The organism is Nostoc sp. FACHB-110, assembly GCF_014697425.1.
Taxonomy (GTDB): Bacteria; Cyanobacteriota; Cyanobacteriia; order Cyanobacteriales; family Nostocaceae; genus Nostoc_B.
Genome location: NZ_JACJRU010000027.1, coordinates 92,256 through 108,718 on the forward strand (window position 1 = coordinate 92,256; position 16,463 = coordinate 108,718).

Genomic DNA, 16,463 nt, shown 5'->3' on the forward strand with positions numbered 1-16,463 from the left:
CTATTACACCCTTACCCTTTTATCCTAGTCAAAATTAATGGGACAAGAGTTGGTTTTGTGATTCTGGTTTTTTGGTTGATCCTTGAGTACCTAATTGAATTAATTCAATTTTGTAGCCGTCAGGATCTTCGACAAAGGCAATGACTGTAGAACCGTGTTTCATTGGCCCTGGTTCGCGGACTACTTTACCGCCACGATTTTTGATAGTTTCACAGGTAGCGTAAATATCATCTACCCCTAGGGCAATGTGACCGTAAGCGTTACCTAATTCGTATTTTTCCACTCCCCAATTGTAGGTTAGCTCAATCACTGTATGGTCACTTTCATCGCCGTAGCCAATAAAAGCTAAGGTAAATTCTCCACCTGGATAATCTTTTTGGCGTAACAGATGCATTCCCAAGACATCACAGTAGAATTTCAGTGACTCTTCGAGGTTGCCTACCCGTAGCATTGTATGTAGTAAGCGCATAAAGACCTGTAAAATATTGATTTCTGCCAACATTTTACAGAAGTTACTCAATTAACCCACTGCCTAAAAGGCTGGAATTATATAAAGTTGAGGGAAAATAGGCAAAAGTAAAGCAGCCTTTGTGTTGCATTAGAGCGCGATCGCTAATTTACTAGCAAATGCCATCTTCTATGATGAGTTATTTTCGACTGCTGATCTAGCCAGACATCAGCACTTTCTCGGACAAAAAATCTCAGTCAAGTCTCTACTGTTGACTTTGGCCTAATAAATAATTGAAAATCCAAAGTTTGTGCATCCAACAGCGATTTACCAAATATCTGGAAATCTTCTTTAATCTCAGCCTCATGAGTTGCGGAACAGCCTATGCTAACGAATGGGTTGGGTTAATCCACTGGACTGTATGCGCTTAAAACCATGACTTACGCACCAAAGTTGTCTGTGAGATTGGATATAAGGGTGTAAAGGTATCAGGCGGGATTGTGAACATTCACCCCCTAGATACCCATCAAACTACATCCTTGCCCTCAACACTGGATTTTCCGGATCACTGCGTAAGTTCTAAAAACTAAGGAAGCACTTGAAGAAAGGACAAGCACAAATGAGTAATATTCTAGATACTGCTATTGAGGCGATTGTTGCCCGTGAGATTCTCGATTCGCGGGGTAGACCAACGGTAGAAGCCGAAGTGCATTTGGTAAACGGTGCTGTGGGACTGGCGCAGGTTCCTAGTGGAGCCTCTACAGGAACTTTTGAAGCCCATGAACTGCGGGACGATGATAAAAGCCGCTATGGCGGTAAAGGGGTTCTCAAAGCGGTACAGAACATCAAGGAAGTATTAGCACCAAAATTATTAAACTTGGATGCTCTCAACCAAGAACTCATCGACCGAACCATGATTGAGGTCGATGGTTCCGCGAACAAATCGAACTTAGGCGCAAATGCAATTTTGGCTGTTTCCCTAGCAACGGCAAAAGCTGGAGCAGAATCTTTGGGTCTACCTTTGTATCGCTATTTAGGCGGCCCTTTGGCAAACTTGTTACCAGTACCGTTGATGAATGTCATTAACGGTGGCGCACACGCAGCCAATAATGTGGATTTTCAAGAGTTTATGATTGTTCCGTTTGGGGCATCTTCTTTCCGGGAAGCATTACGTTGGGGTGCAGAAGTCTTTGCTACTCTCAGTAAAGTTTTGGATGAAAAGGGTTTGCTGACTGGCGTGGGTGATGAAGGTGGTTTTGCTCCTAATTTGGAGTCTAATCAAGTAGCTTTAGAATTGTTGGTGGCTGCCATTGAAAAAGCCGGTTACAAGCCAGGGGAACAAGTAGCTTTGGCTTTAGATGTAGCAGCTAGTGAGTTTTACAAAGATGGGCAGTATGTTTATGATGGTAAACCTCATTCTCCTGCTGAATTCATTGATTATTTAGGACAACTGGTGGCTCAGTATCCAATTATCTCGATTGAAGATGGCTTGCACGAAGAAGATTGGCAAAATTGGCAATTGCTCACCGAGAAATTAGGCTCACGGGTGCAATTGGTTGGGGATGACTTGTTTGTGACTAATCCTACCCGCTTGCGTAAAGGGATTTTGGAGAAAGCTGGTAATGCTGTTTTGATTAAACTCAATCAAATTGGTTCTCTGAGCGAAACCTTAGAAACTATTGATATGGCAACTCGGAACAGTTTCCGTTCAGTCATTAGCCATCGTTCTGGTGAAACTGAAGACACGACAATTGCCGACTTAGCTGTAGCTACTCGGGCTGGTCAAATTAAAACAGGTTCTTTGTGTCGCAGTGAACGGGTGGCTAAATACAACCGCTTGCTGAGAATTGAGGATGAATTAGGCGATCGCGCCATTTATGCTGGTACTTTCAAATAAAGTATGAAGTGTGAAGTATGAAGTTATCAATTTCATACTTCACACTGGCTTCAAGGATAAAATCCCAATTTGGGCAACCCCAAGGTTTCATCCCAACCCATCATCAAGTTCAAACATTGAATTGCTTGACCCGCCTGACCTTTAATCAGGTTATCAATTGCTGACATCACAATTACACGACCTGTACGCGAGTCAACTTCTACGCCGATAATGCAAAGATTACTACCACAAGCCCACTTCGTTTGCGGGTATATCCCACTATCACAAACTTTCACCCAAGGAGAGTTGCGGTAAAAGGCATTATAAATCGTAATTAAATCGTCTCTGGCTAAACCGGGATCGCGTAGTGTGGCATAGACTGTGGCTAAAATTCCCCGCACCATTGGGATCAAGTGGGGTGTGAATTGTACTGTGACCTCATGTCCGGCTAGTTCACTGCAAATTTGCTCAATTTCTGGGGTGTGGCGATGACGAACTACTCCGTATGCGGCCAAGGAATTATCTGCTTCTGCAAGTAAAAGGTTGACTTTGGCTTGCCTTCCGCCACCGGATGTGCCTGATTTAGCATCAATGATTGCGGTTTCCGGGACAATTAAGCCTTGCTTTAAGAGTGGCGACAGTGCTAAGAGGCTAGCTGTGGGATAACAACCAGGACAACCAATTAGTTGCGCTTCTGAGATGCGATCGCGGTAAAGTTCTGGTAAGCCGTAAACTGCTGTCGCTGCAACGGCGCGATCTCTTCTGTCTTTGCCATACCAACTAACGTAAGTTGCTAAATCACTGAATCGATAATCTGCACTTAAATCTAGTACTTTGCATCCTTTTTCTAATAATTGCGGTGCAATGTCGCAAGCCAGACCATTTGGGAGAGAAAGAAACACGACTTCACAGCGGTTAGCAATAATTTCTGGCTCTACCGCCTCAATTGGCAAGTTAACTATATGAGCTAAATGTGGGTAGAGATCCCCAAAAGATTTACCTGCACTGCTCTCACCGCCTAAATAAACTAGTTCCACCTCTGGATGTTCCAAAAGTAATCGAACTAGCTGCACTCCACCATAGCCTGACGCGCCAACAATCCCAACAGGTACGCGTCTCAAATTGCCCATGATTCTGAAATCCTTATCCGTTTTTGATTAATTTATGAGTCAATGGTCAATAGTCAAGAGTTAATGGTCATTGGTCATTGGTCATTTGTCCTTTGTTAATCTCCATGTCCCCTTGACTATCACTGCCGAACTGTGATCGCACTTTCGTATTAAACCCTAATTTTAAGGTCAGAAACCAGACCATGTTATCGAATCATTGCTAGTGTAATTCTCTGCCATATAAACGAGTTACAATCAAAAAACAGAAATTGTTAAAAAAAATTTACTATCTTTAGCTGGAGTTCTTTGTGTCAACGCCTAAACCTACACGGCAGTCTTATGACACTCCCATTGAGGGAGAAAACTCTCAGGGTGTAACTCCTCAACCAGGGAAAACTGTTGAAAGTTCTGCCTCCTCTAACCAAGCTTTTGCATTTGATTCTATTGATGCTGCTTTGGCAGACCTGAAAGCAGGTCGGGTCATTGTAGTCGTAGATGACGAAAACCGTGAAAACGAAGGTGATTTAATTTGTGCTGCCCAATTTGCCACACCTGACATGATTAATTTCATGGCGGTAGAAGCAAGGGGGTTGATTTGTTTGGCGATGACGGGCGATCGCTTAGACGAGCTAGATTTACCTTTGATGGTAACTAACATTACGGATACTAACCAAACTGCGTTTACAGTTAGTATTGATGCTGGCCCGCATCTCGGTGTTAGTACGGGTATTTCTGCAGAAGACCGCGCCCGGACAATTCAAGTGGCTCTTAACCCCGCCACTAAACCTTTAGATTTACGTCGCCCTGGGCATATTTTCCCCATTCGTGCTAAAGCTGGCGGTGTCCTCAAACGGGCAGGTCATACTGAGGCGGCTGTCGATTTATCTCGCTTGGCTGGACTTTATCCGGCGGGGGTGATTTGTGAGATTCAAAATTCTGATGGTTCAATGGCAAGATTGCCCCAGCTGATTGAATATGCTCAACATCACAATCTCAAAATCATCAGCATTGCGGATTTAATCAGTTATCGGCTGCAACACGATCGCCTAATCATTCGGGAAAGTATTGCTGAGTTACCCACACAATTCGGTCATTTCAAAATTTACGCTTACCGTCACACCCTCGACAATTGCGAACACGTAGCCATTGTCAAAGGCGACCCCACAACGTTCAAAGATGAACCAGTCATGGTGCGGATGCACTCAGAATGTTTGACTGGTGATGCTTTGGGTTCTTTGCGTTGTGACTGCCGAATGCAGTTGCAAGCTGCTTTAAAAATGATTGAAACTGCTGGTCAAGGTGTGGTTGTCTACCTCCGCCAAGAAGGCCGGGGGATTGGCTTAATTAATAAGCTCAAAGCCTATTCTTTACAAGATATGGGGCTGGATACAGTAGAAGCCAACGAGCGTTTAGGATTTCCCGCAGATTTGCGTGACTATGGTATGGGAGCGCAAATGTTGATGGATTTAGGTATCAAAAATATCCGCTTAATTACTAATAACCCCCGAAAAATTGCGGGTGTAAAAGGTTATGGTTTGGAAGTAGTTGATCGTGTACCGTTATTGATTGAGTCCAACGATTACAATTCCTATTATTTGGCGACTAAAGCCAAAAAGTTAGGTCATATGCTATTGCAGACCTATCTGGTAACTGTCGCCCTGCATTGGCAAGATGAACCGCAATCAATCACAAAACGTTATGAACGTTTGGAAAAACTCAGGCATTTAGCCAGAAGCAATGATTTATTGTTACAAGAAGAAGCTCGTCCTTTAGCGATCGCTTTATTTGATGAGCCGTCTTTAACAGTACACTTAGGTTTCGATCAACCTAAGGTCGCTAGCTGTGATTGGTTTAAACAAACCGGTCATCCTTATTTGCAAGCGGTCTTCCAAATTTTGGATAACCTGGCAACTTTGCCTTACATCCAAAAACTAGAATTTCTGATTTCTTCTGGTTGCGATCCCTTAACTAATTTACAAGTTCAGCTGGATAGGCAGGTTTTCTCTTTAGAAACTGTACCTTCATCACTGAGCGATCGCTTAGAAAAACAACAAATTTACAGTTTTAGTCAAGAATCAGAATAAATTTACTTTGAATTAGCATTCAAAGGCGTTGTAGAACAACTAATTTAGTTTGCCTACAACGCCTTTGTCTTCAACTAACTTTGTGCGCGATAAACTGGGCTGATTTCACGATAGGTATTGAGTATAGTCAACAACTTATCAAAATCAAAACTTACTGGGTCGATTTTCTGTCCAGAACGGTCTACTGCTTGATGTGTAGTGATGCGATTTTCAGGAATTTGACTTTGGGCAATTAGCCAAGCTAAGGAATGATATTGAGCTTCGGTATAGCCGCTATGAGCTTTGATATAATTATCTCCGCGGCCATCGGGTGGAGTTTCTAAAGAAACGTGGTAGGCAAAGTTGTTGACAGATGGAGCTAAATTTGGATTAGTCTGTACAGTTTCCGGGCCGTTGTCGCCTTCAAATACTGAGTTAGCTGCACCGAAAGCACGTTTTTCTGGAGAAACTAAATAAATAACAGTGCCATCTAGCTGAATCAAAGTATGGTAACTGGCTTGAACACTTTCATCTTCGTGGCGTGTTTGAAAGAAATTAACTGCACTGGCCGCAGAAAAACCAGTTTCATGGATAACTATGATTGGTTGATTGTGGACTGTTATACCATTAATGTCTTGAGTATAGCGATCGCCATAATTACTTGGGTCTATGGCAATCATTTCATACCTTGGCTGATATCTAGCAAAAGCTTCAGTCGTTGCATATCGTCCTGCATTCTGCTGAGTTTTTCTAGGTAAAGTCAGTGCTTTTTGTGCTTTCTCACCTCGATTTTGAATTTGCTGGGCTTGTATTTGTGGATATTGACTCCAAACAGAAATTTCTTTATTTGCTGTTGTGATATTTTTGGGGAAATGTTTTGCTTTGCCAAAAGCCAGCACCAAAATTAAAGCAGCTAACATGAAAAAAATCAGCGATACCCTGGTAGCCCAGTCACTAAATTTCATTTTTTATTTAAAAGTTAATTAAAAATAATCTTATATTTTAATTTTATTCAAAAACACAGATCACTTCCTCTACTCTTTACTGAATTGAAAGTTCTAAGTGCTGAGTAAAAATACTAAAAGCAAAAAGCGCAAATAAACACACCAAGCTCAAACACTCATTAAAGGAGCTTTGAGCCTCATTAATGAAGCTCAAAGGTTCATTTATTTCTCGTGAACAGTCTAAAAATTATAGATACAAGCGCAAAGCTATGACTGTAAATAGGCTTAGTCTGTATTTTCAATTAATTTGAAGCCCCAAGGTTTTAAAGCTGCGATCGCAATTTCTCGATCTACACCTTCATATACCTCCCATTCATCGGGATGTTCTTTGGGGTGTCCTTCACCCACATTACCAGCAACCTTAATTACTGGAAAATGTGCCACGCGATCGCGTTCTAATCTTTTTGGCACTACCAAGCGGACTTTATGACCGATAAACTTAGTTGTACTTTCATTCGCCACCGCTTCACGGATTAAACAGATATCACCAGTAGTTCCCCAAGTAGTTTGGTAGATGTAGAGAAAAGATATGTAGGTCGCTGGTTTGATGGGTCTTTTGATAGGTCGCATGATCTGTAATCCTAAACAAGGCGTGAGAACTCATACAAGTGTTGATGATCAATGGCTACAGCTATTTTAATCTTGCAACCTTAACCAAAATAGCGTTTATTGGGTTTTCCTAACAACTGGGGATAACTTCTTGTTATATATCCTGCGTGAATAATCAGATCCCTAACTTCTTCAAGAGGTCAGGGATCTAAGCGTTGGGGTGTAAGTTGAGATTATGAGCGATCGCAGACAATATCACAATCCTAAATAGCTTGCAAACATTTCTTTCCCTTGTCATCCTTATCTTTTTCGTTCCTAAATCCTACTCCAAATGCTTCACAGGTAATGATGCCAAGCTTTCCAAGCAATGAGCCACTTCTTTTCGGTGACAGCGATTTGGGTTCATTTCCGCACATAAAAGTAAAATATTACCTTTTTGCGCCAGTTGTGCAATCTCATATAAAGCTTGGTCAGCTTCTTCCTGATTCAGAGGAATCCAATTTTCCTTACCAGAAGTATTACCCAAAGCAGTTTTAGAAATATATTCAATGTTATTTGATTCACATAATATTTTAATTTGCTCACCGTACCATTTTCGACTCCAAGCACGAGGAACCATTCTCACATCAACAACACATTCCACATTAAAATTTCTTAAATATTCCAAGAATTTCGCATAATCTTTGCGATTACCATACCCAAATGTCAATATACATTTTTTTTTAGTAAAGCCTGGACTACTCATTTTTTGAATGTTTTTATTCTCGATTAATTGTGGACAAAATATTCAAATATAGAACTTCAGCAAGAACTCTCTCAAACTCTTATAACTTCGTGTCATTTGCGTCCTTGGCGGTTCGTTTTTTCATACTTTTGCCTAAGTTATGTACATATCAAACTTTTTCTCTGACATCATGTCACAACACAGCCAATTATGGAAAATAATAAATTAAGTCGAGTATTACAATACTCACTACATTTCCTCATTTATTCTGGGAAAATATGACTCATCCTTTCCTTGAACGTCTGCGTAATCCTGATAGCCCGGTGATTGTTTTTGACGGGGCGATGGGGACTAACTTGCAAACCCAAAACCTGACTGCTGAAGATTTCGGTGGCGCACAATATGAAGGTTGTAACGAATATTTAGTTCATTCCAAACCCGAAGCTGTCGCCAAAGTGCATCGTGACTTTCTCGCGGCTGGTGCGGATGTGATTGAAACCGATAGTTTTGGCAGTACCTCGATTGTACTGGCAGAGTATGACTTAGCAGACCAAGCTTACTACCTCAGCAAAACTGCCGCCGAACTTGCCAAGCGTGTGGCGGCGGAATTTTCCACACCTGAAAAACCCCGGTTTGTTGCAGGTTCCATCGGCCCCACCACCAAACTTCCCACCTTGGGACATATTGACTTTGACACCATGAAGGCTTCTTTTACCGAACAAGCCGAAGCTCTCATGGATGGTGGTGTTGATTTATTGTTGGTTGAAACTTGCCAAGATGTGCTGCAAATCAAAGCTGCGCTGAATGGGATAGAAGAAGCCTTTGCCAAGAAAGGCGATCGCATCCCGTTGATGGTATCGGTGACAATGGAAAGCATGGGAACAATGTTGGTAGGTACAGAAATCAATGCTGTCCTGACCATTTTGGAACCATATAAAATCGATATTCTCGGTTTAAACTGCGCCACAGGCCCAGACTTGATGAAACCACACATCAAATATTTGGCAGAACATTCGCCGTTTGTGGTTTCTTGTATTCCCAACGCGGGTTTACCGGAGAACGTCGGCGGTCAAGCACACTACCGCTTGACACCGCTAGAATTACGGATGTCTTTGATGCACTTTGTTGAAGATTTGGGTGTCCAAGTGATCGGGGGTTGCTGTGGGACACGTCCAGAACACATTCAACAATTGGCAAAAATCGCCAAAGAATTAAAGCCAAAAGTTCGGCAGCCCAGCCTCGAACCTGCGGCGGCATCAATATATACAACTCAACCTTACACCCAAGACAATTCGTTCTTAATCGTCGGTGAACGTCTCAACGCCAGTGGTTCTAAAAAATGCCGCGACTTACTCAACGCCGAAGACTGGGACGGTTTGGTGTCAATGGCGCGGGCGCAAGTCAAAGAAGGCGCACACATCCTAGATGTCAACGTCGATTATGTGGGGCGTGACGGCGTGCGAGACATGCACGAACTCGTTTCGCGCATTGTGAATAATGTTACCTTACCCTTAATGCTCGACTCCACCGAATGGGAAAAGATGGAAGCGGGGTTAAAAGTTGCTGGTGGTAAATGTTTGCTAAACTCCACCAACTACGAAGACGGCGAACCACGCTTTTTGAAAGTGCTGGAATTAGCGAAAAAGTACGGCGCGGGTGTAGTCATTGGTACGATTGATGAAGATGGGATGGCGCGGACGGCGGAGAAAAAATTCCAAATTGCTCAACGTGCCTACCGTCAAGCTGTAGAATATGGCATCCCACCCACAGAAATATTCTTTGATACCTTGGCCCTACCAATTTCTACGGGGATTGAAGAAGACCGCGAAAACGGCAAAGCTACCGTTGAATCTATTCGCCGCATTCGCCAAGAATTACCAGGATGTCATGTCATCTTGGGTGTATCTAATATTTCCTTTGGACTTTCCGCCGCCGCGCGTATCGTCCTTAACTCCATGTTTCTGCACGAAGCAATGGCGGCGGGGATGGATGCGGCAATTGTTAGCGCCAACAAAATCTTACCCCTGGCGAAGATTGAACCCCGTCATCAAGAAGTTTGTCGCCAGTTGATTTACGACGAACGAAAATTTGAGGGTGATGTCTGCGTTTATGATCCCTTAGCCGAACTCACAACATTATTTGCTGGAGTCAGTGCGAAACGGGAAAAAGGCGTTGATGAAAACCTCCCCATTGAAGAAATTCTCAAACGCCACATCATTGACGGCGAACGCATTGGTTTAGAAAAGCACCTTACAAAAGCCTTAGAAACCTACAAACCACTGGAGATTATCAATACTTTCTTGCTAGATGGGATGAAAGTAGTCGGTGAGTTGTTCGGTTCCGGGCAGATGCAGTTACCCTTCGTCTTACAGTCAGCCGAAACCATGAAAGCGGCGGTAGCTTACCTAGAACCCTTCATGGAAAAATCTGAAGCGGGGAATAATGCCAAAGGCAAGGTAATTATTGCCACAGTTAAAGGTGATGTCCACGACATTGGGAAAAACTTAGTAGATATCATTCTTTCTAACAACGGCTACAAAGTAATTAACCTGGGAATTAAGCAGCCAGTCGAAAACATCATTGAGGCTTACAATCAACACAAAGCTGATTGTATTGCTATGAGTGGCTTGCTGGTGAAGTCCACCGCCTTCATGAAAGAAAACTTGGAAGTATTCAACGAAAAAGGAATTACTGTCCCAGTCATTTTAGGTGGTGCGGCGTTAACTCCCAAGTTTGTTCATAATGATTGCCAAAACACTTACAACGGTAAAGTGGTTTATGGCAAAGATGCTTTCTCTGACTTGCATTTCATGGATAAATTAATGCCAGCCAAAGCTGCTGGGAATTGGGATGACTTGCAAGGATTTTTGGATGAAGTCAGTGATGAACCAGAAACTACTAACGGAAAATCAAAAGCCCTTACTGAAGACACCCCACACCCCACACCCCACACCCTACACCCTATCGATACACGCCGTTCTGAAGCCGTAGACGTAAATATTGAACGTCCCACACCGCCATTCTGGGGAAGCAAGTTATTACAGCCTGCGGATATTCCTTTAGAAGAATTATTCTGGTATTTGGATTTGCAAGCTTTAATTGCGGGACAATGGCAATTCCGTAAGCCGAAGGAACAATCAAAGGAAGAATATCAGGCTTTCTTAGATGCAAAAGTTTACCCAATTTTAGACAGTTGGAAGCAGCGCATTATTGAGGAGAATTTATTACATCCTCAAGTTATTTATGGGTATTTTCCTTGTCAGGCTGAGGGGAATACGCTGTATGTGTATGAAACGAACCGCCGAGGTACAGAGGGCGCGGAGGTAAAAACGAGTTTTGAGTTTCCCCGTCAAAAATCTTTAAGACGGTTGTGCATTGCAGATTTCTTTGCGCCCAAGGAGTCGGGAATTATTGATGTCTTCCCGATGCAGGCGGTGACTGTTGGTGAAATTGCGACAGAATACGCCCAAAAGCTGTTTGCAGATAATCAATACACCGATTATCTCTACTTCCACGGTTTAGCAGTGCAAATGGCGGAAGCTGTAGCGGAGTGGACACACGCCAGAATTCGCCAGGAGTTAGGTTTTACTGCTGAGGAACCTGATAATATTCGGGATATTTTAGCCCAACGCTATCGCGGTTCGCGCTATAGTTTTGGCTATCCAGCTTGTCCCAATATTCAGGATCAATACAAGCAATTAGAGTTGTTAGAGACTGACAGAATTAATCTGTATATGGATGAAAGTGAACAACTTTATCCTGAACAGTCTACAACGGCAATTATTACCTACCACCCAGTAGCGAAATACTTCAGCGCATAATTTTAATTCTTATCCCCCTATTGGCCTACCGTGTACACACAAGTCAAAAATTTGTAGTATGAAAGCCTATCCCGCCTTGAACTAAAGTTCCAGGCTCATAGCGAAAGTCCACAAAGAGTGGACTGGAATGAGTTTCTTGTTGAGTCCTCTGAAGAGGACTTGCGCTATGAGACTCGGAATTCATTCCGAGGCGGGACAGATGCACTACACGAATATTTGTGTGTACACCATAGCGAGGGGGATTGATTAAATTTAGGACTTACGCACAAAGATTGTCTTGGGTGTCGGGTGTAGGGGTGTAAGGGTTTTGGATACGTACACCCCTACACCCTTACCCCCTTCTCCAAACTCTTGATTTTTCGTTTTCATACGTAAGTCCTGAAATTCAGAAGTTAATTACAAGTAATTGATTGTCTATTTTTTAAAATAAAAAACAAAAATATTTTGCTTTTTAATCCCAAATAAAATAACAAATATGTAGTCTGTTTGAAAGGTTCGCCATAAAATCCACCTAAAATTCTGCTGATTGCTGTGCCGATTTTTCAAACAACTTCTACGGTTCTAAAATTGAACCCATAAACAAAATGCTGCCTGTTTGATTATCTCGAATGGCACAAAAGAAAGGACGGTCAACAATCATTCGGAATGGTTCTGGCTTTTCTCTTAAGGATGTTGCTACTATGCCTATAGATGTAGCGGCTGCGGCTTCTGTACCTTCTTCATTGACTTCCACAAAAGTTTTATGTTTAACCTGGCTAATAGCTAAACTTTTGCCAATACCAGAAAAGTTAGCTTGCTTGCTAAAAGCTTCTTGCATACCCAATGCTTTTAGGGCATCATTCAGTGTCACTTCGTAGTCAGTTTTAAACTTGGGTAGGCGAATAAAACCTTCTTGGCTGTTAAATTGTGTGAGCCATTTTTCCCAGTTTTGGGCATTTAAGTTTTGATAAAAAGATTTGAGATTTGAGTTTTGTTTGGGCAAAAAGATATAAAAGCTGACTTTGCCATCTTTGCCGTAAGGTAAACTTACTGCTTGAAATTGCTCATTTTCATAATATTTATATTCGCCTGTTTGCGACATCATTGAATGTGGTTTTTGCTGACCTGATGCAGTATAAAAGGGATATTCCGCAGTTTGATTTTTATCAAACTTATCGCTCCATTGCCCTTTAAAATATATAGCATTAATCAGAAATAGCACTTGATTGGGTTCAATTTGGTCAACTATTTTGTTGATTTTGCCACGGGTATTATCGTTAACCCAATTATTGATGCTTGTTAAAGCAGATGCTGATTGAAAGTCTAAATTAGCAACCTTAGCTTTGTAAAATTCTTGGTTTCTTTGTAAAAAATCTGGACGCAAGCTGACATCTTTATTTACCCAAAGTGAGTTAGCAATATTTAATTGCACGTTTGTGTCAGGATTTTCTAAAAGACTTTTTAAAGCGGCATAATTAGAGTTGATTTCTGCCAAACTCAACCCTTGAAATTCTAGAGTTTTTGCCATTGCTTGTTGCGTAGAGCCACTTGCACCATTGTAGGTCATGGCTAAGGCGATCGCTAAACTCGAAGGTGAGATAAAAATGTTTTTCTTGCCACTTTCTTGTTTGAGAATTTCCGAAAACAGCTTAAAGCCAAATTTATTATGAGAACTTACCAGTTTGGTATCCAGCTTTACTGTTTTTTTTTGCAATGGTAACTCTGGTTGAGGCACTTTAGAGTCGGCCAGAGCATTGCTATTACCACTTACTTGAGAACAACCCAGTACACCAAATAAAACGACACTAGCGGCGGCTAAAACATAACGCCTTCCTAGACTGACAGCGTAACGTCTTTGTAAGAAATTGGCTTTCATCCCGCTAAACTTTTGCCGATTCATTCTTCCACCTCATCTACCAAATATTTTGAGCTATTAATCAAGTGAATGCTAATAATGCGTTAATGATTAACTATTGCATTAATAAAGGTATTCAGTCTTGACGGTTACAGTTTTGGTAACGGTAATCAAAAGGTAATGGAGAATAGGCAACAAGGAACAGCAGTTATATTTATATCGGAATAATGATTAAATACTTATATTGCTGTTCCCTTGTCAAGATAGCGGCAGGAAATAGCCGGCGATAACTTTCAGCGAACGCTTCTACACACTCAGACTTGAGATTTTAATTGGCTGTCCACCAAGCCAAAGCATAAGATTGAGTTGCTAGGTTGACCTGTTTTTGAAACTGGACACGGATTTTGTAATTGCCATTAGCAGGAACGGGGCAGAAAATATGTTCTACACTATCAATTGGACTAATAGAAGAACATACAATTCCCGTCTCAGAATTGTTGGCATCAGCTTTGACTAAGTAGAGATCAAGATTATTTAAGCCTTTATCGCTAAAAGTTTCGCCGACATCAAATTGCTGATTTTGATTGCGATCGCTTAATTCTACCAATCTATCCCAAGCCAGCGTAATAGAAACGAAACTTCCTTGTTTTAAAGGTTTAGCTAACTGATACTCAACAGCATTGGCAGCTTTTACTTCCCTATAATCCCAACCAATACCAGGAACTGCGGCTGTGGGTTGCCATTGGCCTGCACTAAATTGTTCATAAGCTCGAAAAGCATTTAAATGACCCGTACCCATTTGCGCATCTAAGGGAATTTTAGGGTCTTTGTAAGCATCAGACTCTAACCAATTTTTATTTTGTTTATCGATGAGTGTGCGTGTCATACCTAAGCGCAAACCATCGCCAGTGTCTTGGATTTTATCGGCAGAGTTGAGTAAAACTGCTTTCATCACTTGATGACGACGACTATCAACACTCCAATTCGGCTTGTTGGTGCGTAATTGGCGATCGCCAAATTCTTGTAACAAAGCGACTGTGGCTGTAACATGGGGTGCAGCAAAACTTGTACCTGTCGCTTTATTAATTTTGCCGTCAGGATTCAATAAAGGGATATTACTCCCAGGTGCAACTATACTAATGGCCCGACGACCATCTAGATTAAATTCTTTTCCGGCTAACCTACCGCTAACTCCCTGATTGACACCTGCCAGGTTAGAAACATCTACTTTATTAAAAATCCCGTCGCGTCGGGATGAAAAAGCCACGTTAACTCCATTAAAATTATCTGTAGGAATCGGAATACCGCCTTTACCTTGATTGCCTGCGATCGCATACAACACATCGTGAACGCGACTCGACCAATCAATACATAATGTTAATAAAGCATTCCCATCTAGAACTGCATTTGGTCTGGGGTCACGGTTGAGAGGTTCCCCAAAGCTAAAGTTAATCGCCCGTACATCACCACTGTTTTGTAGTGCTATGTGTTGCGCTGATAAACACTCTTCCGGCTGACCCATATTTTTAGTAGAACCCACCGCCGAAGAATACAGTCTAGCTTGTGGTGCAACTCCTGGTAAAGCTTTATCTGTACTGACCATGACCCCAGCAACATTGTAAGCATGGGGGTCAACTCCATTATTTGATTTGGCTGGGCCATTGCGTAAAAAAACTGCTGCTAAAGATACAGTCCGATTTTTTGAGACTGCTTTATCCCAACCAAACATTCCCGGACGACCGATTTCTACTTGACCGATCGCAATTTTACGACCCGTTAAATTATAAGGAGGTTGATGTAGTCTTAAAGCATCAATACCATTGCTTCCCAAAGAAGTTTGTAAACCTGAAGCTAGAACAGGCACACTCAAACAAGAAGCACTCAAACCCCAAATCAGCCAACTGAGTTTTTTGTTCATAGTTAATAGTTAATAGTTAATGGTCAATAGTCATTAGTTGTTCTCTTTAACTGTTGCCTTCTGCCTCCTACAGCAAAATTAAATTAGCGAAAATTACTCAATATTTTGTTACAGTATTTTGTTACAATGCTTACAGACGAGGAAGCATAAAAACCCCCTAACCATGACCCAAAACCGATCTGAAAAGCCCATTGTGATTGCTCCATCCATCCTATCAGCCGACTTTAGTCGTCTGGGTGATGAAATTCGCGCGGTAGACGCAGCTGGAGCGGATTGGATTCACGTTGATGTAATGGACGGTCGATTTGTACCTAATATTACGATAGGCCCTCTGGTTGTGGAGGCGATTCGTCCGGTTACTACAAAACCACTGGATGTTCACTTGATGATTGTGGAACCAGAAAAATATGTAGAAGGCTTTGCTAAAGCTGGTGCAGATATTATCTCTGTACACGCTGAACATAATGCTTCGCCACACTTACACCGCACTCTCGGCCAAATTAAAGAACTCGGTAAACAAGCTGGGGTAGTGTTAAATCCTTCTACACCACTAGAATTTATTGAGTACGTCCTGGAACTTTGTGATTTAGTCCTAATTATGAGCGTTAACCCAGGTTTTGGTGGTCAAAGCTTCATTCCTGGCGTCATACCTAAAATTAGAAAGCTGCGGCAAATGTGCGACGAACGCGGACTTGATCCTTGGATTGAAGTTGACGGCGGACTCAAAGCCAACAACACTTGGCAAGTTTTAGAAGCTGGTGCAAATGCAGTTGTGGCAGGTTCGGCTGTATTCAACGCCAAAGATTATGCAGAAGCGATTACCAATATTCGCAACAGTAAGCGTCCTACACCAGAGTTGGCAAAAGTTTAATCAGTTGAAATATTGAATAAAAAAAAGGGTAAGCATTGCTTACCCTTTTTTTATCTATGTTAGTCGTGATGTTTGGTGAATCTGTAGAGACGTTGCAATGTAACGTCTCTACAAAATTTATCGGTAGGCTAATTATCTGATGTGAACTACCTACACTGATGCTTCGCATACAGTGTAGGCTTCCTGTCCAACAGAAAGCGTAGTAGTGGATTTCTTGCGTCCTCCCTTACTTCGACTTACATCTGG

General features: G+C 42.0%; 11 protein-coding genes. 4 read left to right on the top strand and 7 right to left on the bottom strand.

Features of this window, described 5'->3' with window-relative positions; genetic code table 11:
• Positions 1-34 precede the first annotated feature (34 nt).
• A complete protein-coding gene (gene gloA, locus H6G69_RS22115) occupies positions 35-469 on the bottom strand; it encodes a lactoylglutathione lyase (protein WP_190691271.1) in 435 nt (144 codons plus the stop codon).
• A 598-nt stretch (positions 470-1,067) separates the two neighbouring features.
• Here gloA and eno point away from each other — a divergent pair.
• A complete protein-coding gene (gene eno / locus H6G69_RS22120; RefSeq protein WP_190691272.1) occupies positions 1,068-2,345 on the top strand; it encodes a phosphopyruvate hydratase in 1,278 nt (425 codons plus the stop codon).
• 50 nt (positions 2,346-2,395) lie between these two features.
• Here eno and argC read toward each other — a convergent pair whose 3' ends face one another.
• Entirely contained in the window at positions 2,396-3,454 is a 1,059-nt protein-coding gene (gene argC / locus H6G69_RS22125; protein WP_190691273.1) for an N-acetyl-gamma-glutamyl-phosphate reductase, read from the bottom strand.
• Positions 3,455-3,741: 287 nt separating this feature from the next.
• Between argC and ribBA the strand changes: the two genes are divergently transcribed.
• Entirely contained in the window at positions 3,742-5,517 is a 1,776-nt protein-coding gene (gene ribBA / locus H6G69_RS22130; RefSeq protein WP_190691274.1) for a bifunctional 3,4-dihydroxy-2-butanone-4-phosphate synthase/GTP cyclohydrolase II, read from the top strand.
• 74 nt (positions 5,518-5,591) lie between these two features.
• Here ribBA and H6G69_RS22135 read toward each other — a convergent pair whose 3' ends face one another.
• From H6G69_RS22135 to H6G69_RS22145, 3 genes are all read right to left on the bottom strand, one after another.
• A complete protein-coding gene (locus tag H6G69_RS22135; RefSeq protein WP_190691275.1) occupies positions 5,592-6,461 on the bottom strand; it encodes a peptidoglycan recognition family protein in 870 nt (289 codons plus the stop codon).
• 264 nt (positions 6,462-6,725) lie between these two features.
• A complete protein-coding gene (locus H6G69_RS22140) occupies positions 6,726-7,070 on the bottom strand; it encodes a hypothetical protein (protein ID WP_190691276.1) in 345 nt (114 codons plus the stop codon).
• A gap of 301 nt (positions 7,071-7,371) precedes the next feature.
• Entirely contained in the window at positions 7,372-7,794 is a 423-nt protein-coding gene (locus H6G69_RS22145) for a DUF488 domain-containing protein (protein WP_190691277.1), read from the bottom strand.
• Between the two features lie 257 nt (positions 7,795-8,051).
• Between H6G69_RS22145 and metH the strand changes: the two genes are divergently transcribed.
• The gene (metH, locus tag H6G69_RS22150) at positions 8,052-11,594 is read left to right on the top strand and encodes a methionine synthase (RefSeq protein WP_190691278.1); all 3,543 of its coding nucleotides are present in this window, start codon (positions 8,052-8,054) and stop codon (positions 11,592-11,594) included.
• Positions 11,595-12,147: 553 nt separating this feature from the next.
• Here the strand turns inward: metH and H6G69_RS22155 are convergent.
• Both H6G69_RS22155 and H6G69_RS22160 read right to left on the bottom strand, forming a co-directional pair.
• Positions 12,148-13,473 carry a serpin family protein gene (locus tag H6G69_RS22155; protein WP_190691279.1) on the bottom strand — a complete coding sequence of 442 codons (1,326 nt, stop codon included), beginning with the start codon at positions 13,471-13,473 and terminating at the stop codon, positions 12,148-12,150.
• Between the two features lie 283 nt (positions 13,474-13,756).
• A complete protein-coding gene (locus H6G69_RS22160) occupies positions 13,757-15,346 on the bottom strand; it encodes a S8 family serine peptidase (protein ID WP_190691280.1) in 1,590 nt (529 codons plus the stop codon).
• A 163-nt stretch (positions 15,347-15,509) separates the two neighbouring features.
• Here H6G69_RS22160 and rpe point away from each other — a divergent pair, with 163 nt between their 5' ends.
• On the top strand, positions 15,510-16,217 hold the full coding sequence (rpe, locus tag H6G69_RS22165) for a ribulose-phosphate 3-epimerase (protein WP_190691281.1): 708 nt from the start codon (positions 15,510-15,512) through the stop codon (positions 16,215-16,217).
• The last annotated feature ends 246 nt before the right edge of the window (positions 16,218-16,463 follow it).